The sequence below is a fragment of the Cupriavidus sp. YR651 genome (genome assembly GCF_900101625.1).
In the GTDB taxonomy this organism is placed as follows: Bacteria; Pseudomonadota; Gammaproteobacteria; order Burkholderiales; family Burkholderiaceae; genus Cupriavidus.
On sequence record NZ_FMYZ01000012.1, the window covers coordinates 89923 to 109270 of the forward strand.

Below are 19348 nucleotides of genomic sequence, written 5' to 3' on the forward strand. Positions count from 1 at the left end.
TGCGGCGGCCCGGGCATCACGCCACGCAGTTTGGCACCTTTCCCTATAATTGGCCGACCTTCATTGGCCCATCTTGATCGGTCCACCTTGAGCCTCCCGCGAGCCATCCCGCCGCGGCCCCTTCCCACGAGGAATACGCCATGCTGACCCTGCACGACCTCGCCTTCTTCGCATTAGCCGCCCTGATCCTGGTGCTCACGCCGGGTCCGAACATGATCTATTGCGTGTCGCGTGCGTTGTGCCAGGGCCGTGCCGCGGGGCTGATCTCGCTGGCCGGCGTGCTGCTGGGGTTTGTGGTGCACCTGATGGCGGCGGCGCTGGGCCTGACCGCGCTGCTCATGGCCGTGCCGTTCGCGTTCGACGCCATCCGCATGGCTGGCGCCGCCTACCTGCTCTGGCTGGCGTGGCAGGCCGTGCGTCCCGGCGGCGCTGCGCCGTTCCAGGCGCGCGCGCTGCCGGACGACCCGCCGCGCAAGCTGTTCAGCATGGGCTTCATCACCAACCTGCTGAATCCGAAGGTGGCGATGTTCTACCTGTCGTTCTTCCCGCAGTTCCTGCATCCGGAGAACGGCTCGGTGCTGTGGCAGAGCCTGCAGCTGGGCGCGGTACAGATTGGCGTCAGCGGCACGGTCAATCTCATGCTGGTGCTGGGCGCGTCCGGGATTACCGCGTTCCTGTCGCGCAGCGAAGGGTGGCTGCGCGCGCAGCGCTATGTCATGGGGACGGTGCTCGGCGCGCTGGCGATGCGCATCGCCATGAGCGACCGGAAGTAAGGCGGCGCGCCAACGGTCGCAAATAAGGCGGTGCGCTAGCGCACGCTATAGGGAAAGCGAAAGCGCTCGGCCAGTTGGGAAAGATGGTCGCGCAGGCGGCTGATTTCAGCGGACAGTTGCAGCGTCAGGAACGCAAACGAGCTGTGCCCGATGGAAGGGTCGTCCGGATGCGGTGCCGGCAGTGACACCCCCTGCCGCACGAGCGTTTCGTCGCCCGCCTCCAGCGCGCTGGCCATCTCCAGCAGCAGGTCGCGAATGCCACGCTCGTCGCCGCACGGGTCGCTCATCTCGGGGTCGATCGCGGCCAGCATCTCCAGGGCGCTGATGCATACCCGGACGCTGTGCTGCACCTCTTCCAGTTCCGTCGCCGGCACGCCCGTTTCCTTGGCGACGGACGGAATCAGGCTGCGCAGCTGAACCAGCAATCCTCCCAGCTTCATCATGTCCTGCTGCCGCTCCTTTTCGCCTTCGAATCCGCGTTCGATCTTGGCGTGCACGGCCGCGCAGGCCCGCAGCAGGCCCGCTAGCCTGAAGCGCCAGGAATACGACGCGTACGCGGGTAGCGCAAAGGAGAACACGAGTGCGATGACCGTCCCGATCAGCACGTCGACCGTCCGCCAGATCGCGTCGGCGACATGCTGGTCGCCATGACCGGCCGTGATGACGACGGTGATCGCGGCCAGCAGCGCGATATACCCGCCCTTGCCGACCGCGTGGTACGCGCAGTAGCCGCATACCAGCGCCAGCAGCAGGTAGGTCAGCATCGGGATGCCGAAGTAGGCTTCCTGCAGGATCAAGAACAGGCCGATAAACGCGCCGATCAGCGTGCCGGCGCCGCGCTCGGCGGCGCGCCGGCGGATATTGCCGTGGTGCTGCAGCCCGCCGATGACCACCAGCACGGTGATCGTCGCCCATTCGCCATGGGGAATGTTGATGCCGGTGGTGAGCGCGATCGACACCAGCAACGCCAGCGCCACCCGCGTCGCGTGGAAGATGCGAGCCTGGCGGAATCGTCGGTCGGGGTCGAACAGCGCGCTGGTTGATTTTCGCAGGGCCTCGAACATATCGGCGATCACTTGGGAGACCGGAACGTCTCCAGTGTATAGACCGCGCCGCATGTTCCGCAATGTTTCGATGACAGCACAGCCGCCTGCCTGCCGGCGCCTGGGTCATAATCGCTCGCCAACCCAGCACAGGACATTTCCCCATGAAGCCATCCGCGGTATTGATTACAGGCGCCTCCAAGGGCATCGGCCTCGCCGTGGCCGCGCAACTCGCGGCGCAGGGGCAGCAGGTCGTCGGCCTGGCGCGCCAGGCCGATGGCATCGGCTTTCCGGGCACGCTGCTGGCATGCGACCTGTCGAGCATGACGCAGACGGCGACCGCGCTGGGCCGCATTGCGGAATCCTTCGAGATCACGCGCATTGTCAACAATGTCGGCATCGCCAGCCCGCAGCCGTTTGGCGCGGTGGACCTGGAAGTGCTGCAGAACGTATTTGACCTGAACGTGCGCGCGGCCATCCAGGTCACGCAGTTCTTTGTGGAAGGCATGAAGCAGCGGCGCGAGGGGCGCATCGTCAATGTCTGCAGCCGCGCGATCCACGGCGGCTACGACCGCACGGCCTACTCCGCAGCCAAGGCCGCGCTGGTGGGCTGCACCAAGACCTGGGCGCTGGAGCTGGCCAGCTATGGCGTCACATCGAACGCCGTGGCCCCGGGGCCAATCGAGACCGAGCTGTTCCGCAAGTCGCGCCCGGCGGGCAGCGAAGGCGAGAAACAGGTGCTGAAGTCGATCCCGATGGGACGGCTTGGCACGCCGGAGGAGGTGGCCGCGGCGATCTGCTTCCTGCTTTCCGATGGCGCCGGCTTCATCACCGGGCAGGTGCTGGGGGTGGATGGCGGCGGCAGCCTGGGCGGTCGCTGATCGCCTGACACGACGAGGACGGCCTGTGCCTGATGGCGGGACCGGCGCACGTCAGGGCCGTCGGCCAGCCAGGACGGGTCCCTGGCCGCGCGCATCGGGCACTGCCATACTGAATACGAGGGATTGCTCTGGAAAACGTGAGCGATCCCGCCGCAAGACACAGGGATGAAAAAGTACGACACGATCACCGTGGAGCACGGCGCGCCGATCAAGCTGTGGACGCAGGGCGTGCCCGTGGAAGACGAGGCCCGCCAGCAGCTGATGAACACCGCGCGCATGCCGTTCATCTACAAGCACCTCGCCGTGATGCCGGATGTCCACCTGGGCAAGGGGTCGACCATTGGCAGCGTGATCCCGACGCTGGGCGCGATCATCCCGGCGGCCGTGGGCGTGGATATCGGTTGCGGGATGATGGCCGCACGCACGTCGCTGATGGCCAGCGACCTGCCGGACAACCTGTCCCGGCTGCGCTCGGCCATCGAGGCCGCGGTGCCGCACGGCCGCACGCCAGGCAGGCGCGACAAGGGCGCCTGGGATTCGCCACCCGAGGCCGTGGACGCGATGTGGGCGGCGCTGACCGAAGGCTTCCGCCGCATCACGGACAAGTACCCGCGCATCCGGAACACCAACCACCACAATCACCTCGGCACGCTCGGCGGCGGCAACCACTTCATCGAAGTCTGCCTCGACGAGTCCGGCCATGTCTGGTTCATGCTGCACTCGGGGTCGCGCGGCGTGGGTAACGCCATCGGCAACCTGTTCATCGAGCTGGCGCAGGCCGATATGCGCCAGCACATCGCCAATCTGCCAGACCGCGACCTCGCGTATTTCGAGGAAGGCAGCAAGCACTTCGATGACTACGTGGAGGCGGTTGGCTGGGCCCAGGACTACGCGCGCCGCAATCGCGCGGTGATGATGCAGAACATCGTCGCGGCGACGCGCAAGGTCATCGCCAGGCCGTTCGTTGCCGACGTCGAGGCCGTGAACTGCCACCACAACTACGTGCAGAAGGAAACGCACTTCGGCCGCGAGGTGCTGGTGACGCGCAAAGGGGCGGTGTCGGCGCAGAAGGGGCAGCTTGGCATCATCCCGGGGTCGATGGGCGCACGCAGCTTCATCGTGCGCGGGCTGGGGAACGAGCAGGCGTTCTGTTCGTGCAGCCACGGCGCGGGCCGCGCGATGAGCCGGACGCAGGCACGCAAGCGCTTCACGGTCGAGGACCAGGTCAGGGCGACCGCGCACGTCGAATGCCGCAAGGACGCCGACGTGATCGACGAGATCCCGATGGCCTACAAGGACATCGACGCCGTGATGCGCGCGCAGGACGAACTGGTGGAGATCGTGCACACGCTGCGGCAGGTGGTTTGCGTGAAAGGGTAGATCAGGCTAACCCGCGCGCGCCCGGGCGACGACACCGGCCGTTGTGGGCCGAAGAGAGCCAGCCACAGGCGAGAAACAAGAACGGCAGAGCGAGTGCTCTGCCGTTTTCATTCGTTTGCGTGACGTAGTGGCGAGACATACTAGCGCGACGTACTAGCGAGACGTAGTGCGGAGGTGCGACTCCGCACGGGCATCAGCACGCCGACGACCGCCGACCAGCCCGCCATGTCGCTGGCCGGCGTCGGAGCGATCCGGTTCGGGTTTGCGGTCGGGGTCGGGCCCCGCTCAGCCGGCGGCCAGGCTCACGCCTGCGGCGGCGTTCTGGGCCTTGCCGTCGCGGCCGTACATCTCGTTCGGGGTCATGCCGCCCTGACGCAGCACCTGGATGGCTTCCTGCGTGAAAGCCAGGTGCGCGCTGACGATCGCGCCGTTCAATTCGTTGGCGTCGCGGGCCTTGTGGGCGAAGAACACCACCTTGCGCCAGGCTTCGGCCACCGCCGGTTCGATCAGGCGGCCCACCAGCAGGCCACCAGCGCCCACGCGCAGACCCAGCGCGATCATCTGCGCCTCGCGTGCCGCGGTGGCGCGGTCCAGCACCTGAGCCAGTTCCATCTTCTTGCTGAGCAGATCGCTCAGTGCCTGGAAATCCTGGTGCCTGATGGCTTCGCGCTCATCCGCAAGGGCGCGGCCAAAGGCCGCAATGGCGTCAGCTTCAAGCTTGAGGGTCTGGATCAGGGCTGCTTGGCTCATGTCAGGTGAGTTATTGGCTGTCGCCCTGGCTCAGCTCACGCAGGGACGCGAGCAAGCCATCGGCGATCTTGCTGGGATCAATCTTGATCCGGCCCTCCGCAATCGCCAGGCGGATTTCCTCGACCTTGCCGGTATCGATGTCGTCGTCAGACTCATTGACGAGACGCGAACCGATTTCGCGGACCTGTGCAGCCAGCGGGCTGACGCGCACGCCGGTCAGGGCGGAGGGATCCGATGACGTTGCAGCGCCATTGGCGGCCGGTCGTGCGGCGCCATCGGCGGCCGCGCTGTCGGCGGGCCGGGACGTGGTGGACTGGTTGATCTTCACGGGTAATCCTTGCTGGGTTCCTCTGACTTATCGGATGCCGGGCGCGAAACTTTAGGCTCTCCTGCGCCGATCCGGCGGGCTGCCGGCATTCTCGCACGGCCATCCGCATACTCGGCTTGTTCCTGTTTCGGCTGGCTTCCCAGCGCTTACTTCTGCCTACTTCCTATAACGTCAAAGTGATGCTTACTGCTGAAGCACCACGGTGTCGCCGCTGCGCACCAGGCCGCTGACGACCTGCCCGTTGCGCAGCCGTACCTGGACCGTATTGCCGGTGGCGGCATCGGCCAGCACCTTGCCTTCGCTGGTGAGCTGGAAGGCGTCGCCTTCCACGGTGACGTTCACGGTCTGGCCCGATTTCACGGCGATGGCCTTCTTGAGCAGATCCGTGCGCATCGGCGATCCGGCGGCGATCCGGTTGGCTGCCACCGCGCCGTTGACCTGTGCGGGATCCGTCACCACCGAGCGCGGCAGCGCGGCCAGGTCGCCCTGGCGGACTTCGAGGTCGGCGGCGCTGATCGTCTCGCCGGGCGCCATGGCGCGCGCGGCCACATAGTAATCAGTCAGCACCGAGACGCGCGCCTGCATATAGCGAATCCACGGCCGGTCGCCGCCGCAGCGCACGCCCACGGCCACACGGCCCCAGGGCGCGGCGCCCGGGGGCAGGAACGGCTCCGGATTGACGCATTCGGGGGCGCGGCCACCCGACGGCGGCACGACCTGCACGCTGACCTTGCCCGGCAGGCCGTTGGCCTGGCGCTGCAGGAATTGTTCGACGGCCACGCGCGCGGGGTCGTCGGCAAACGGCGTGGCGGCCGTGGGCGGCGCCACCGGCGTGACCTGGGCAGGCGCGGCCAATACGGACTGCGCCAGCGCGATGCCGGCCAGTGCCAGCAGCCTGGCGGCCTGGCGATAGATATTCATAGGGGTCATCCCTGCAAGGAGGATGAGGCGGCCCGGTGGCGTTGACCCCCGGCGATGCCGCCGCACAACAGTTGATCGCACAGGGCGCGCGGCGGACCGTGAATGGCTGCGCCCCCTGGCTGTCCGGCAAGCCCCGCGCGGCGCGGATGGCGGGCGCGGCGATGCCGGTCAGTGGAAGCCATTGTAGGCAGCCTCGCGCGAAGGCTCGGGGCGAATTGCGCGGATTTCTCCGTCTTATTCGCGCGATTGGCGTGACAACCCGGCCCCTAAGATGGCAACCCTGAAGAAGCCCGGCTGGGGCGTATACCCGGTCTACGGCAGTTCCCTCCCAGAAATGAAGCCATAGCAGGAAAGGCAGACACGATGGACAGACTCGATGCGGCGTTGCGCTTCCAGCAGGAAGCCATGAGCCTTCGCACCCAGCGGCAATCGGTGATTGCCTCGAACATCGCCCACGCGGATACCCCGGGCTACAAGGCGCGCGATTTCGATTTCGCCAGCACGCTGGCGCAGTCCGTGGAGCGCGGCAAGCGCAACGAAGGCATGTCCCTGTCGACCACGTCCACCCGCCACCTGCCGGGCCAGGCGCCCACTTCCGGCAGCGCCGACCTCGATTACCGCATCCCGCTGCAGTCCAGCGTGGACGGCAACACCGTGGAAATGGATACCGAGCGCGTGGCGTTTGCCGACAACACCGTGCACTTCGAGGCTGGCCTGACGGTCATGAGCTCCAAGATCAAGACGATGTTGTCCGCGATCCAGAACTAACGAGGACCCGCCATGCCCTCCATGAATATCTTCGACGTGGCCGGCTCCGCCATGGCCGCGCAGTCGCAGCGCATGAACGTGACGGCGTCTAACCTCGCCAACGCCGACAGCGCCGTGGCGCCCAACGGCCAGCCTTACCGCGCCAAGCAGGTCATCTTCGAGATGGCGCCCACGCCGGGCCAGAGCGATGTCGGCGGCGTGCAGGTGGCCGGCGTCATGGAAGACGGGGCGCCGCCGCGCATGATCCACAACCCCACGCACCCGCTGGCGGACGCCAACGGCTACGTGACGATGCCCAACGTGAACCCGGTGGAAGAGATGGTCAACATGATCTCGGCGTCGCGTTCGTACCAGGCCAACGTGGAGGTGCTCAACACCGCCAAGAACATGATGCTGAAGACGCTGACGATCGGTCAGTGACGCCACGTTTTTTGAATCTCTCCAGGACTAGCCGGAACACAACATGACGACCACTTCTTCTGTCGGCAGCAATTCCTCCGTGAATGACGCGCTCAAGAGCGGCAGCTCCAGCGCCCAGGATCTGCAGAACAACTTCCTGAAAATGCTGGTCACGCAGATGACCAACCAGGATCCGACCAACCCGATGGATAACTCGCAGCTGACCTCCCAGCTCGCGCAGATCAGCACGGTGAGCGGCCTGCAGACCATGAACGAGACGATGACCGCGCTGCTGCAGCAGACCGCGGCCAGCCGCGCGATGGATTCCGCCGCGCTGATCGGCAAGACCGTGATGGTGCCGGGTTCCACCGTGAGCGTGGCCGGCGGCACGGCCGGCAAGATCGGCGTGGACGTCCCGTCGACGGCCGACGCGGTGACCGTGCAGGTGCTGGACAAGGACGGCAACGTGGTCCGCAACATCAACATGAAGGGCCAGACGGCCGGCGTGCACGACATCCCCTGGGACGGCAAGAACGACCAGGGCAACGCGGTGGCGGACGGCGACTACAGCTTCAAGGTCACCGCCACGGCCGAAGGCAAGGACGTGGGCCCGATCGCACTGGTCTACGGCAAGGTGCAGGCCATCAGCGGCGACAGCACCGGCGTGCTGGTCGAACTGAGCGACGGCAAGAAGGCCAACGTCGACGACGTGCGCCGCATTTCCTGATCCAGCTATTCACGCATCACCCGGTCCGGCACACGCGCGGGCATTCTACGAACGACAGCCTACATAGGGGAAAATCATGGGTTTTGGTCAAGGGGTAAGCGGTCTGAACGCCGCGGCGTCCAACCTGGACGTGATTGGCAACAACATCGCCAACGCCAACACGGTTGGCTTCAAGCAGTCCACGGCACAGTTCGCGGACGTCTACGCCGGATCGAAGATCGGCCTGGGCACGCGCGTGAATGCCGTCGTGCAATCGTTCAACAACGGCAACATCGCCGCATCGGGGCGTAACCTGGATGTGGCCATCAGCAACGGCAACGGCTTCTTCCGCCTGACCAATACCGATGGTTCGGTGTTCTATTCGCGTAACGGCCAGATGCAGCGCCTGGACGATGGCCGCCTGGTCAACGCCACCGGCCTGCAAGTGACTGGCTACCCGGCAGGCACCACCGCCGGCGGCGTGCAGCCGCAGCCGATCACCATCAGCAACGCGCAGATGCCGCCGAAGGCCACCACGACCATCACGGCGCAGTTCCAGCTGGACTCGCGCAGCACCGTGCCGACCACTGCCTTCGCCAGCGCACCGGGCGCGCTGCCGACGTCGAACATGTTCAACTACAGCACGGCGATGAACGTCTATGACTCGCTGGGCAACAAGCAGCAAGTCACCGCGTACTTCGCCAAGTCGGCCGCGGCCCCGACCGTGGCCGGCGGTACTGACTGGAACATGTACGTGACCGATTCCGCGGGCAATGTGCTGGCCGGCATGCCGGTTCGCCTGGCGTTCGACAACAACGGCGTCATGCAGTCGACCGCCCCGGCGGCCCCGGTTGTCACGCTGCCGGCCGCCAACGGCGCGGCGGTGCTGAACATGAACCTCAACCTCGCCGGCACGACGCAGTTCGGCTCGGACAACGATCCGAAGTCGATCGTCCAGAACGGCTACCCCTCGGGCGCGCTGCTGGGGTTCTCGGTGCAGGAAGACGGCACCATCCTGGGTTCGTACTCCAACGAGCAGACCCTGGCACTGGGCCAGATCGCCATGGCCGCGTTCGGCAACGTGGAAGGCCTGAAGCCGGAAGGCGACAACGTGTGGTCGTCCACGGGCGCATCGGGCCAGGAGCTGCTGGGCGTCGCCGGCGGCAGCATGGGCACGCTGAAGTCCAACGCCGTGGAAGAGTCCAACGTGGACCTCTCCGGCCAGCTGGTGAACCTGATCGTTGCCCAGCGCAACTATCAGGCCAACGCGCAGACCATCAAGGCGCAGGACACCGTCCTGCAGACCCTGGTGAACATCTGACGCACGGCCCGAGCTAAAGCGCCGCCATGGACCGCATGATCTACACCGCCCTCTCGGGCGCCAAGCAGATACTCGACCAGCAGGCCGCGGTATCGAACAACCTGGCCAACGCTTCCACGCCGGCTTTCCGCGCACAGATCAATATGTATCGCGCGGTGCCGGTGGTGGGGCAGGAGACGCAGACCCGCGCCTTCACGCTGGCCTCCACGCCGGGCGCCGACATGAAGGCGGGTCCGCTGACCTACACGGGCCGCGACCTCGACGTGGCCCTGCAGGGCAACGGCTGGCTGGCGGTGCAGATGCCGGACGGTTCCGAGGCATTCACCCGCGCGGGTTCGCTGCAGGTGTCGGCCGACGGCCAGCTGCAGACGTCCGCCGGCCGCCCGGTGATGGGCGACGGCGGTCCGATCGCGGTGCCGCCGGGCTCCACGGTCACGATCGGCGGCGACGGCAGCGTCGTGGCGCGCGGTCCGGGCGAAGCCGCCAACGGACTGGCGCAGGTGGGCAAGCTGCGCGTCGTCACGCCGCCGCCGGAATCGCTGGCACGCGGTGACGATGGCTATTTCCGCCTGCGTCCCGGCGCGGACCCGCTGCAGCAGGACCCCAACGTGCGCGTGATCTCCGGCGCGCTGGAAGGCAGCAACGTCAACCCGGTGGAAGCCATGGTGGACATGATCGCCAACGCGCGCCGCTTCGAGATGCAGATGAAGATGATTACCGGCGCCGACAGCAACGACCAGCGGGCCAACGCGCTGCTCTCGAACAACTGAAGCGCGCGGCGCTGAACTCACGCAGAATCAAGAAGGAAAACCATGATCCGCTCTCTCTGGATTGCCAAGACCGGCCTCGATGCGCAGCAGACGCAGATGGACGTGATCTCGAACAACCTGGCCAACGTGTCCACCACGGGCTTCAAGCGCAGCCGCGCCGTGTTCGAGGAACTGATGTACCAGACGATCCGCCAGCCCGGCGCGCTGTCGTCGGACCAGACCGTGCTGCCCTCGGGCATGCAGCTGGGTACCGGCGTGCGCCCCGTGGCCACGGAACGCATTCACACGCAAGGTAACCCGCAGCAAACGGGCAACGCCAAGGACGTGGCCATCATCGGCCAGGGCTTCTTCCAGGTGACGATGCCGGACGGCACCACCTCGTACACGCGCGACGGCTCGTTCCAGGTGGACCCGAACGGCCAGCTGGTGACCTCCAGCGGCTTCGTGATCAACCCGGCCATCACGCTGCCGGCCAACTACACCTCGCTGAACATCGCCCGCGACGGTACCGTCACGGTGATGCAGCCGGGCTCGACCAATGCCGCCACCGTCGGCCAGCTCCAGCTCGCCACGTTCCCGAACCCGGCCGGCCTGGAAAGCCTGGGCGAGAACCTGTACGTGCAGACCGATGCCTCGGGCGCGCCCAACACCACGGTGCCCGGCCTGAACGGCGCCGGCACGCTGCAGAACAACTACGTTGAAGCGTCGAACGTGAACGTGGTGGAAGAACTGGTCAGCATGATCCAGACCCAGCGCGCTTACGAAATCAACAGCAAGGCAGTGCAGACGTCCGACCAGATGCTGCAGCGTCTGACCCAGATGGGATGATGGGAGTGACCATGGCCGCCAAGTTGTCCCGCATCGGTGCGTTTGCCCTGTACGCCATGGCCGGTCTGGCCGTGCTGGCCAGCGGCGGTTGCGCACTGATGCCGAAAGAGCCTCTCGTGCAGACGCCGACCACGGCGCGCGCCGAGCCGCGCGCAATGGGCGCGCCGACGGGCTCGATCTTCGCGTCCTCCTACGCGGGCAATCCGCTGTTCGAGGACCGGCGGCCACGCAATGTTGGCGACATCCTGACCATCGTGATCAGCGAGAACGTCAACGCCAGCAAGAACTCCGGCACCAACGCCAGCCGCACGGGCAGCACCGCATTGGCATTCAATGCGGTGCCGCGTGCGCTCGGCGGCTTGTTCAGTACCAGCCAGAATGCCGACGTGAACGGCAGCAACGCCCTGAAGGCCAGCGGCGGCGCGTCCGCCGCCAACACCTTCAACGGCACCATCACCGTCACGGTGCTGGAAGTGCTGCCCAACGGCAACCTGGTGGTGTCGGGAGAAAAGCAGATGGCCATCAACCAGGGGGCGGAGTTCATCCGCTTCTCCGGCGTGGTCAATCCGCGCACGATCACCGGCGACAACGCAGTGCCGTCCACCCAGGTGGCGGATGCACGGATCGAGTACACCGCCAAGGGGTATATCGACGAAGTGCAGAACATGGGCTGGCTGCAGCGCTTCTTCCTCAATGTCTTACCGTACTGATCCCGCCATGTTTCTGCCTCCGAAGCCTTTCCAAAAGCCAGGCTCGCTGTTGGGCACCCCGCCCGGCCTTCGTTCCCGCTCGGGTCGCGCGGTCTCTTTTGTCTGCCTGCTGCTTGCGCTGTTTCTCGGCGCGGGCGCGGGCACCGCGCAAGCGGAGCGCCTGAAGAACCTGGCGACGTTCCAGGGCGTGCGCGACAACCCGCTGGTGGGGTATGGCCTGGTGGTCGGGCTGGACAACACCGGCGACCAGACGATGCAGACGCCGTTTACCACGCAGAGCTTGACGAACATGCTCTCGCAGCTGGGCGTGACGCTGCCGGCGGGCAAGAACATGCAGCTGAAGAACGTGGCCGCGGTGATGGTCACGACGTCGCTGCCGGCGTTCGCGCAGCCGGGCAGCCAGCTTGACGTAGTGGTGTCTTCGATGGGCAATGCCAAGAGCCTGCGCGGCGGCACGCTGCTGATGACGCCCCTCAAGGGCGCCGATGGCCAGGTGTACGCCATCGCGCAGGGCAACATGCTGGTGGGCGGCGCAGGGGCATCGGCCAACGGCAGCAAGGTCCAGATCAACCAGCTCGCTGTCGGCCGCATCGCCAACGGCGCGGTGGTGGAACGCGCCGTCCCGGCCTTCCAGCCGGAAGGCGGCTACATGAACCTGGAACTCAAGGACACGGACTTCGGCACCGCCGAGCGCGTGGTCGAGGCCATCAACCGCAACCTGGGCCCGGGCACGGCCGCGGCGATGGACGGCCGCGTGGTGCAGGTACGCGCGCCGCAAACGCCTACCGCGCGCGTGGGCTTCCTGGCACGCATCGAGAATATCGACGTGACGCCGGCCAAGGCCGCCGCCAAGGTCATCCTGAACGCCCGCACCGGTTCCATCGTCATGAACCAGGCGGTCACGGTGGAGGATTGCGCCATCGCGCACGGCAACCTGTCCGTCGTCATCAATACGCAGCCGGTCATCAGCCAGCCTGCGCCGTTCAGCCAGGGCCAGACCGTGGTGGCGCCGGTATCGCAGATCGACCTGAAGCAGCAGGGCGGGTCGTTGCAGATCGTGAAGGCCGGGGCCTCGCTGGCCGCGGTGGTCAAGGGCCTGAACGCACTGGGCGCCACGCCGGCCGACCTGCAGACCATCCTGGAGGCCATGCGTGCCGCCGGCGCGCTGCGCGCCGAACTGGAGATCATCTGATGGCGGGCTCGACGCTTTCCTCGCAGGCCGATGTTTCGCAGCGCTTTGCGCTCGACACGCAGGGCTTCGAGGCGCTGAAGGGCCAGGCGCGTGCCGGCAACAACCGGAACACGCTTCAGGCGGCGGCCAAGCAGTTCGAGGCCGTCTTCACGCAGATGGTGCTCAAGAGCATGCGCGACGCCACACCGTCGGACGGCTTGTTCGACAACGAGCAGACCAAGCTCTACATGTCCATGATGGACCAGCAGCTGTCGCAGCAGTTGTCGTCGCGTGGCATCGGCCTGGCCGATGTGATGATTCGCCAGCTGGCGCGTGCCACCGGCACGCAGTTGCCGGACAACGCCGGCATGGCCGGTGCCGGCGGGGCGAGCGGCGCCGCGCGCCAGCAGGATGCGCAAATGGCCGCGCTGCTGGACAGCCGTGGCGCCACCGACGCCGACGGTCCGCCGCCGATTGGCACGATCGTGCAGGGCGGATCGTGGAATCCCACCGCCGGCCTGCGCCAATACCAGGGCCAGGCCGACTGGCAGGGCAATGGCCAGAACAATCTGGGGCAACTGCCGGACGATTCGCCGCAGCACATCAGCGACTTCGTCAACCGCATGGCGGCCCCCGCCATGGCGGCATCCCGTGCCTCGGGCGTGCCGGCGAAGCTGATCGTCGGCCAGGCCGCGCTGGAATCCGGCTGGGGACGCCGCGAGATCCTGAATCCGGACGGATCGACCACGTTCAACGTGTTCGGCATCAAGGCCGGTGCCAACTGGAAGGGGCCGGTGGCCGAGATTACGACGACCGAGTATGTCGACGGCCAGCCGCAGAAAGTTCGCGCTCGCTTCCGTGCCTACGGTTCCTACGATGAGGCATGCACGGACTATGCGCGCCTGCTGACCACCAATCCGCGCTATGCGGGCGTGGTCGCGGCGAACAACGCCGACGAGGCCGCGCACGGCCTGCAGCGCGCGGGCTACGCCACCGATCCGGCCTACGGCGAGAAGCTCGTCCGGATCATGAAGAAGGTCTCCACCTGACGGGGACGGCGGCTTGCCTTCGTACCCGCCGCCGGATGTCATGCCCATCGCCTCGCGCGGCCCGGTTCCGGCCGCGCTGCTGGCGCTTGCCGCCTGTGTTGGCGCGCGAGCAAACGCTCACTATGCAGGCGCGGAAAGGGTCGGAAAACTCCCGCATGCGCCGCTAAAGTCCCGTCGCGGTTCTGCCGTTATCTTGCACATCCATCGCCGTCGGCCGCATGCCGAAGGCTAGCCAATCGATCCGGGGTCAGACACATGTCTCTCTTTAATATCGGTCTTTCGGGCCTGAACACTGCGCAGAACGCGCTCACGACGGTCGGCCACAACTTCAGCAACGCGGCCACCGCGGGTTACACGCGCCAGAACACGATCATCGCGTCGGCGGGCGGCCAGTACACCAGCTCGGGCTTCTACGGCCAGGGCTCCAACACGATCACCGTCCAGCGCGTCTACGACAGCTTCCTGACCGGCCAGCTGCGCGGCGCCACGTCCGCCAGCGCGCAACTGGCGACCTACTCGGACCAGATTTCGCAGATCGACAACCTGCTGGCCGACCAGAAGGGCGGCCTGGCGCCGCTGATGCAGAAGTTCTTCGCGTCCGTGCAGGCTGTGTCGGACACGCCGGCCGATCCGGCGGCGCGCCAGGGCATGCTGTCCGCCGCGCAGGCGCTGGCCGGCCAGATGAAGTCGTCGAGCGACTACTTCAAGCAGCTTCAGGATGGCCTGAACACGCAGATCAAGTCGTCGGTGACGCAGGTCAACGACTACACCAAGCAGATCGCCAACCTGAACAAGGAAATCACCCGCATGACCGCCGCGTCCGGCGGCCAGCCGCCCAACGACCTGCTCGACCAGCGCGACCAGGCCGTCGCCAAGCTGACCGAACTGGTGGGCGCCAAGGTGGTGGTGCAGGACAGTGGTACCTACAACGTCTTCGTCGGCAACGGCCAGCCGTTGGTGATGGGTTCGGATTCGTATGACATGAAGGCGATTGCCTCGTCCGCCGATCCGAGCCGCACGGTCCTCGGCTTCACGCTGCCCAACGGCAACGTGATCGAAGCCCAGGACGGCACGGTGACGGGCGGTTCCATCGGCGGCATGCTGAAGTTCCGCAGCCAGTCGCTGGACGCGGCGCAGAACGCCATCGGCCGCCTGTCGCTGGCCATCGGCCAGACCTTCAATAACCAGCACAAGCTGGGTATCGACCTGAATGGCGCCATCGGCACGGACATGTTCGCGCTGGGCACGCCCGTGGTCTACGCCAACAACAACAATACGTCGGCCGCCATCGCCACGGTCAACATCGGCAACACCGCCACCAACAACGCCAGCAACCTGACCACCAGCGACTACACGCTGAAGTACGACGGCACCAACTACACGCTGACGCGCATGTCGGACAACACCGTGGTGGCCACGCAGCCTGGCGCCACGGCGACGTTCCCGCTGAACATGAATGTCGATGGCTTCTCCGTCAGCGTCAACGTGGCGATGAACGCCAACGACTCGTTCCAGATCCAGCCGACCCGCAACGCGGCGGCCGGCTTCGGCACGCTGATCACCGACCCGGCGAAGGTCGCCGCCGCCTCGCCGGCCCGCGCCGACGCGAGCACGCAGAACACGGGCACGGGCACCGCCAAGCTCAAGAGCGTGGCGCAGGGCTTCGCGCTGCTGGCAGGCGGCCCGATTACTGCCACGTACAACAGCGCCACCAGCGCGTACGTCTTTACCAATGCCGCCGGCACGGTCGTGACCCCGACCAGCACCGTGGTCAACGGCACCGCCACCGAGTTCACCTTCAACGGCCTGACGTTCAGCTTCGACGGCGTGCCGAAGAACGGCGACAAGTTCACGCTGGCGAACAACACCGGCGCCGTGGCGGACAACGGCAACGCGCTGGCGCTGGCCAAGCTGCAGACCACCAAGGTCATCAATGGCACGTCGAGCTTCAACGATGCCTACGCCCAGCTGGTCAACGACGTCGGCAGCGATGCCAAGTCCGCCAGCATCGCGTCGACGTCGCAAGACAGCATCACCAACCAGATCTACACGGCACAGCAGTCGGTCTCGGGCGTGAACATGGACGAGGAAACCGTCAACATGCTCAAGTTCCAGCAGCTGTACCAGGCGAATGCGCGGGTCATCCAGACGGCCAGCACGATCTTCGACACGCTGATCGGCATCGGCAGGTAACAAGCGGCCAACACAGACAGATCAACCGGATAAGAAGGAATCAAGCCATGCGCGTTGCTACCTCTACCCTGTATCACCAGGGCCTGGCCTCGATGAACAACCAGCAGTCCAGCCTGTTGCACGTGCAGCAGCAGCTGGGCACCGGCCGCCGCATCCTGACCCCGTCCGACGACCCCGTGGCCGCCACGCGCGCGCTGAGCGTGTCGCAGGCCGGCGCGGTCAACGGCCAGTACACCACCTCGCGCAAGCAGGCCAACTCGTCGCTGGGTCAGGAAGAAAACACGCTCCAGACGGTGACGACCACGCTCCAGAACATCAAGACGTTGCTGGTGAATGCGGGTAACGGCACGATGAGCGACAACGACCGCGCGTCGCTGGCCACCACGCTGCAAGGCCAGTACGACCAGTTGCTGGGCCTGGCGAATGCCGACGACGGCAACGGCAACTACTTGTTCTCCGGCCTGCAATCCGGCACGGTGCCGTTTGCCAAGAACGCCGCCGGCGGCGCCGTGTACCAGGGCGACACTGGCCACCAGCTGCTGCAAGTGGACGTGTCGCGGCAGATGGAAACCGGCAACAACGGTTCGGAAGTCTTCCTGAGCGTGACCGCGAATGCGGGCTACGTGCTGAAGGGCAACTCGGCCAATACCGGCACGGGCACGTACAGCGCCGTCACCGTCAGCGATCCGGCGGATCCGCTGTACGGCCATTCGCTGACGCTGACGTTCCAGACCAACGTCGGCACCGGCAAGATGCAATACAGCATCATGGACAACACCACCGGCACGGCAGTCGGCACGCCCACCGACTACTCCGATGGCGTGGCAATCAATGTGGCGGGCGTGACGTTCGCGGTCAAGGGCACACCGGCCGACGGCGACACGATGAGCGCCCAGCCGGCCCAGCAAGCCGGCGCCGACATGTTCGCGAACCTGCAGAACGTGATCAACGCGCTGCGCACGCCGATCAACGTGGGCACCAACCAGCCTGCGGCCGATGCCAACCTGCAGAACGTGATCGCCACTGGCCTGCGCCAGTTCGACAACTCGCTGGACAACGTGCTGACGGTGCGCTCGTCGGTAGGCTCGCGCATGCAGGAGCTGGACGCGCTGGACACCATCGGCCAGAACCGCGACGTGTCGAACGCCAAGACGCTGTCCGACCTGCAGGACCTGGACTACGCCGCCGCGATCACCGAGTACTACCAGCGCCAGACCGCGCTGCAAGGCGCGCAGCAGTCGTTCATGCAGATCCAGGGCATGAACCTGTTCCAGTATCTGTAAGGGAGTTGGTGGAGGGGCTGCTGCCCCTTGTAATTTGACAATCTAGTCACGAAATCCGCGACAACAAAGTCGTGAAAACAGTGCCTTCTGCTACCCGCGCCGCCTTACTGGGCGCGGGTTTTGCGTCTTTATTGCAGAGCTGCCTTTCGGAGCTGCCTTTCGGAGCTGCCTTTCGGAGCTGCCTTTCGGAGCTGCCTTTCGGAGCTGGCTCGAGCAGGCACTCGACTGGTCGGCTCGGTTTTTCGTCCTTACAGCCTTCGGTATGTAGCGTAGTCGCTGTATTTTGCCGTTCCTCGCCAGCGTTCGTGCTTTTGGGAATGAGGCTTCGACCAAGCCTCTCAGACGCCAGAAGTCCTGGCATGAAGATGTGAGGCGATAACCTAAATCGCATACATATCGAGGTACTCATTGACGGCCATCGCCTCCAGCCTGGTCTGGTCGAGCGATACGGCAAGGATCGCCGCCTGCTGTTTGGGCGGGAAACGCCGCGCCAGGTTGGTCCGGAACTTCTCCACCAGCAATGGGATGCCTTCCGCGCGCCGGCGCTTGTGGCCAAGCGGGTACTCGACCGGCATCTCGTCCAGCTCCGTGCCGTCGTCCAGTTCGATCGTCAGCGCATTGGCGATCGAGCGCTTGTCCGGATCATGGTAGTCGGCGGTAAATGACTTGTCTTCTATGCAGACGATCCTTGCGCGCAGCGCATCGATACGCGGGTCGGCCGCTACCTTGTCCTCGTAGTCATCGGCGGTCAGGCGGCCGTACAGCAGCGGCACGGCGACCATGTACTGGATGCAGTGGTCCCGATCGGCGGGATTGTTAAGCGGGCCGGTCTTGTCGATGATGCGCAGGCAGGCCTCGTGCGTGCGGATCGTGACCCGCTTGATATCCGCGGCGATCTTGCCGGCGTCGGCCAGCGCGCCATGCAGGGCCATTGCGGCTTCCACGGCGGTCTGCGCGTGGAACTCGGCCGGGAACGAGATCTTGAACAGCACGTTCTCCATCACGTACGAGCCATAAGGGCGCTGGAATCTGAAAGGCTGTCCCTTGAACAGCACGTCATAGAAGCCCCACGCCTTCGCCGTCAGCACCGACGGGTAGCCCATCTCGCCGGTGCGCGCGATCAGCGCCAGCCGCACCGCGCGGCTGGTGGCATCGCCTGCGGCCCAGCTCTTGCGGCTGCCGGCGTTGGGCGCGTGGCGATAGGTGCGCAGGCTCTGGCCGTCGACCCACGCCAGCGACACCGCATTGATGATCTCGTCGCGCGTCAGCCCCAGCATCTGCGCGACCACGGCGGTGGAGGCCACCTTGACCAGCACCACGTGGTCGAGCCCGACCTTGTTGAAGGAGTTCTCCAGCGCGATACAGCCCTGGACTTCGTGCGCCTTGATCATGGCCGTGAGCACGGCCTTCATCGTCAGCGGCTTGCGGCCGGCAGCGATGTTGTTGCGCGAAATCCAGTCTGCAGTGGCCAGGATGCCGCCCAGGTTGTCGGACGGATGCCCCCATTCGGCCGCCAGCCAGGTGTCGTTGAAGTCCAGCCAGCGGATCATCGTGCCGATGTTGAATGCAGCCTGGACCGGGTCTAGCTGGAACTGGGTGCCGGGCACGCGCGCGCCGTTCGGCACGATCGTGCCCGGCACGATGGGGCCCAGCAGCTTGGTGCACGCCGGGTAGGACAGGGCTTCGAGCCCGCAACCGAGGGTGTCGATCAGGCAGTTGCGGGCGGTGTCGTAGGCGAGCCCGCTCTTGATCTCGTAGCCGGTCACATAGTCGACGATGTCGACCAGTACCTGGTCCGGATCGGGGCGTTGCGCGGACGGCGTGTCGGTGGACATGGGCAGCCTCGCTGGAGGGTAAGTATCAGAACGCGTCGCCCGGCACGCGCACTCGGCCTGCCAATGCGCTGCGGCTCATGATGGCCTTCCTGACCGCCTTCGCCGTCGACCTGCTGCGCTTCGGCGCCGACGCGCAGCGTGCCGGACGGATGCCCGAAACGCACCGCGTTGCGCTCGCCGGCGCCGTATTGAGCTGTCTGGATGGCTAATCCTATTCAGTGTAGCCGTGCGCCAGCAGC

Annotated in this window: 19 protein-coding genes and 1 pseudogene; 14 read left to right on the forward strand and 6 right to left on the reverse strand. The window is 66.0% G+C overall.

The window, feature by feature from the left end; translation table 11 throughout:
- Positions 1-140 precede the first annotated feature (140 nt).
- Positions 141-773: a LysE family translocator gene (locus BLR29_RS25515; RefSeq protein WP_092140874.1), complete on the forward strand. Its 633-nt coding sequence runs from the start codon at positions 141-143 to the stop codon at positions 771-773.
- A 35-nt stretch (positions 774-808) separates the two neighbouring features.
- Here the strand turns inward: BLR29_RS25515 and BLR29_RS25520 are convergent, their stop codons facing one another.
- A complete protein-coding gene (locus BLR29_RS25520; protein ID WP_092140982.1) occupies positions 809-1837 on the reverse strand; it encodes an FUSC family protein in 1029 nt (342 codons plus the stop codon).
- Positions 1838-1980: 143 nt separating this feature from the next.
- Here BLR29_RS25520 and BLR29_RS25525 point away from each other — a divergent pair, with 143 nt between their 5' ends.
- Positions 1981-2697, forward strand: coding sequence for an SDR family oxidoreductase (locus BLR29_RS25525; protein ID WP_092140876.1), 717 nt, complete (start codon positions 1981-1983; stop codon positions 2695-2697).
- Between the two features lie 165 nt (positions 2698-2862).
- Positions 2863-4077, forward strand: a complete 1215-nt coding sequence (locus BLR29_RS25530; RefSeq protein ID WP_092140878.1) for an RtcB family protein — start codon at positions 2863-2865, stop codon at positions 4075-4077.
- 285 nt (positions 4078-4362) lie between these two features.
- On the opposite strand, the gene BLR29_RS25535 is transcribed toward BLR29_RS25530, so the two are convergent.
- From BLR29_RS25535 to flgA, 3 genes are all read right to left on the reverse strand, one after another.
- On the reverse strand, positions 4363-4827 hold the full coding sequence (locus BLR29_RS25535; protein WP_092140880.1) for a flagella synthesis protein FlgN: 465 nt from the start codon (positions 4825-4827) through the stop codon (positions 4363-4365).
- A gap of 10 nt (positions 4828-4837) precedes the next feature.
- On the reverse strand, positions 4838-5155 hold the full coding sequence (flgM, locus tag BLR29_RS25540) for a flagellar biosynthesis anti-sigma factor FlgM (RefSeq protein ID WP_092140882.1): 318 nt from the start codon (positions 5153-5155) through the stop codon (positions 4838-4840).
- 183 nt (positions 5156-5338) lie between these two features.
- The gene (gene flgA, locus BLR29_RS25545; RefSeq protein WP_092140884.1) at positions 5339-6076 is read right to left on the reverse strand and encodes a flagellar basal body P-ring formation chaperone FlgA; all 738 of its coding nucleotides are present in this window, start codon (positions 6074-6076) and stop codon (positions 5339-5341) included.
- Positions 6077-6439: 363 nt separating this feature from the next.
- Between flgA and flgB the strand changes: the two genes are divergently transcribed.
- The 11 genes from flgB (at position 6440) to flgL (ending at position 17274) form a co-directional block, all read left to right on the forward strand.
- Positions 6440-6844 carry a flagellar basal body rod protein FlgB gene (flgB, locus tag BLR29_RS25550; RefSeq protein ID WP_092140886.1) on the forward strand — a complete coding sequence of 135 codons (405 nt, stop codon included), beginning with the start codon at positions 6440-6442 and terminating at the stop codon, positions 6842-6844.
- Positions 6845-6856: 12 nt separating this feature from the next.
- Positions 6857-7264 (forward strand): flagellar basal body rod protein FlgC, encoded by a 408-nt coding sequence (gene flgC, locus BLR29_RS25555; RefSeq protein ID WP_092140888.1) that lies wholly within the window; start codon positions 6857-6859, stop codon positions 7262-7264.
- A gap of 43 nt (positions 7265-7307) precedes the next feature.
- Positions 7308-7970 carry a flagellar hook assembly protein FlgD gene (locus BLR29_RS25560; protein ID WP_092140890.1) on the forward strand — a complete coding sequence of 221 codons (663 nt, stop codon included), beginning with the start codon at positions 7308-7310 and terminating at the stop codon, positions 7968-7970.
- A 76-nt stretch (positions 7971-8046) separates the two neighbouring features.
- Positions 8047-9270 carry a flagellar hook protein FlgE gene (gene flgE, locus BLR29_RS25565; RefSeq protein ID WP_092140892.1) on the forward strand — a complete coding sequence of 408 codons (1224 nt, stop codon included), beginning with the start codon at positions 8047-8049 and terminating at the stop codon, positions 9268-9270.
- Positions 9271-9296: 26 nt separating this feature from the next.
- On the forward strand, positions 9297-10040 hold the full coding sequence (gene flgF / locus BLR29_RS25570) for a flagellar basal-body rod protein FlgF (protein ID WP_092140894.1): 744 nt from the start codon (positions 9297-9299) through the stop codon (positions 10038-10040).
- 42 nt (positions 10041-10082) lie between these two features.
- Entirely contained in the window at positions 10083-10868 is a 786-nt protein-coding gene (gene flgG / locus BLR29_RS25575) for a flagellar basal-body rod protein FlgG (protein WP_092140896.1), read from the forward strand.
- A gap of 5 nt (positions 10869-10873) precedes the next feature.
- On the forward strand, positions 10874-11578 hold the full coding sequence (gene flgH, locus BLR29_RS25580) for a flagellar basal body L-ring protein FlgH (protein WP_092140984.1): 705 nt from the start codon (positions 10874-10876) through the stop codon (positions 11576-11578).
- Positions 11579-11585: 7 nt separating this feature from the next.
- Positions 11586-12770, forward strand: a complete 1185-nt coding sequence (locus BLR29_RS25585; RefSeq protein ID WP_092140898.1) for a flagellar basal body P-ring protein FlgI — start codon at positions 11586-11588, stop codon at positions 12768-12770.
- On the forward strand, positions 12770-13798 hold the full coding sequence (gene flgJ, locus BLR29_RS25590; protein ID WP_092140900.1) for a flagellar assembly peptidoglycan hydrolase FlgJ: 1029 nt from the start codon (positions 12770-12772) through the stop codon (positions 13796-13798). Before BLR29_RS25585 ends, flgJ begins: the two co-directional genes overlap by 1 nt.
- A 255-nt stretch (positions 13799-14053) precedes the next feature.
- A complete protein-coding gene (gene flgK / locus BLR29_RS25595) occupies positions 14054-15991 on the forward strand; it encodes a flagellar hook-associated protein FlgK (RefSeq protein ID WP_092140902.1) in 1938 nt (645 codons plus the stop codon).
- Positions 15992-16038: 47 nt separating this feature from the next.
- Positions 16039-17274: a flagellar hook-associated protein FlgL gene (gene flgL, locus BLR29_RS25600; RefSeq protein ID WP_092140904.1), complete on the forward strand. Its 1236-nt coding sequence runs from the start codon at positions 16039-16041 to the stop codon at positions 17272-17274.
- Positions 17275-17654: 380 nt separating this feature from the next.
- On the opposite strand, the gene BLR29_RS25605 is transcribed toward flgL, so the two are convergent.
- Positions 17655-19109, reverse strand: a complete 1455-nt coding sequence (locus BLR29_RS25605) for a bifunctional 2-methylcitrate dehydratase/aconitate hydratase (protein ID WP_092140906.1) — start codon at positions 19107-19109, stop codon at positions 17655-17657.
- Positions 19110-19134: 25 nt separating this feature from the next.
- Positions 19135-19294: pseudogene (locus tag BLR29_RS32715) on the reverse strand (PrpF domain-containing protein); the annotation flags it as partial.
- Between the last annotated feature and the right edge of the window lie 54 nt (positions 19295-19348).

Excerpts from the sequence above, each read along its gene's own strand:
- flgE (WP_092140892.1), top strand. The coding sequence starts at position 8,047 with ATGGGTTTTGGTCAAGGGGTAAGCGGTCTGAACGCCGCGGCGTCCAAC.
- flgK (WP_092140902.1), top strand. The coding sequence starts at position 14,054 with ATGTCTCTCTTTAATATCGGTCTTTCGGGCCTGAACACTGCGCAGAAC.
- flgF (WP_092140894.1), top strand. The coding sequence starts at position 9,297 with ATGGACCGCATGATCTACACCGCCCTCTCGGGCGCCAAGCAGATACTC.
- BLR29_RS25535 (WP_092140880.1), bottom strand. The coding sequence starts at position 4,827 with ATGAGCCAAGCAGCCCTGATCCAGACCCTCAAGCTTGAAGCTGACGCC.
- flgA (WP_092140884.1), bottom strand. The coding sequence starts at position 6,076 with ATGAATATCTATCGCCAGGCCGCCAGGCTGCTGGCACTGGCCGGCATC.
- BLR29_RS25605 (WP_092140906.1), bottom strand. The coding sequence starts at position 19,109 with ATGTCCACCGACACGCCGTCCGCGCAACGCCCCGATCCGGACCAGGTA.
- flgB (WP_092140886.1), top strand. The coding sequence starts at position 6,440 with ATGGACAGACTCGATGCGGCGTTGCGCTTCCAGCAGGAAGCCATGAGC.
- BLR29_RS25585 (WP_092140898.1), top strand. The coding sequence starts at position 11,586 with ATGTTTCTGCCTCCGAAGCCTTTCCAAAAGCCAGGCTCGCTGTTGGGC.
- BLR29_RS25560 (WP_092140890.1), top strand. The coding sequence starts at position 7,308 with ATGACGACCACTTCTTCTGTCGGCAGCAATTCCTCCGTGAATGACGCG.
- BLR29_RS25520 (WP_092140982.1), bottom strand. The coding sequence starts at position 1,837 with ATGTTCGAGGCCCTGCGAAAATCAACCAGCGCGCTGTTCGACCCCGAC.
- flgC (WP_092140888.1), top strand. The coding sequence starts at position 6,857 with ATGCCCTCCATGAATATCTTCGACGTGGCCGGCTCCGCCATGGCCGCG.
- BLR29_RS25530 (WP_092140878.1), top strand. The coding sequence starts at position 2,863 with ATGAAAAAGTACGACACGATCACCGTGGAGCACGGCGCGCCGATCAAG.
- BLR29_RS25525 (WP_092140876.1), top strand. The coding sequence starts at position 1,981 with ATGAAGCCATCCGCGGTATTGATTACAGGCGCCTCCAAGGGCATCGGC.
- flgJ (WP_092140900.1), top strand. The coding sequence starts at position 12,770 with ATGGCGGGCTCGACGCTTTCCTCGCAGGCCGATGTTTCGCAGCGCTTT.
- flgG (WP_092140896.1), top strand. The coding sequence starts at position 10,083 with ATGATCCGCTCTCTCTGGATTGCCAAGACCGGCCTCGATGCGCAGCAG.
- flgL (WP_092140904.1), top strand. The coding sequence starts at position 16,039 with ATGCGCGTTGCTACCTCTACCCTGTATCACCAGGGCCTGGCCTCGATG.
- BLR29_RS25515 (WP_092140874.1), top strand. The coding sequence starts at position 141 with ATGCTGACCCTGCACGACCTCGCCTTCTTCGCATTAGCCGCCCTGATC.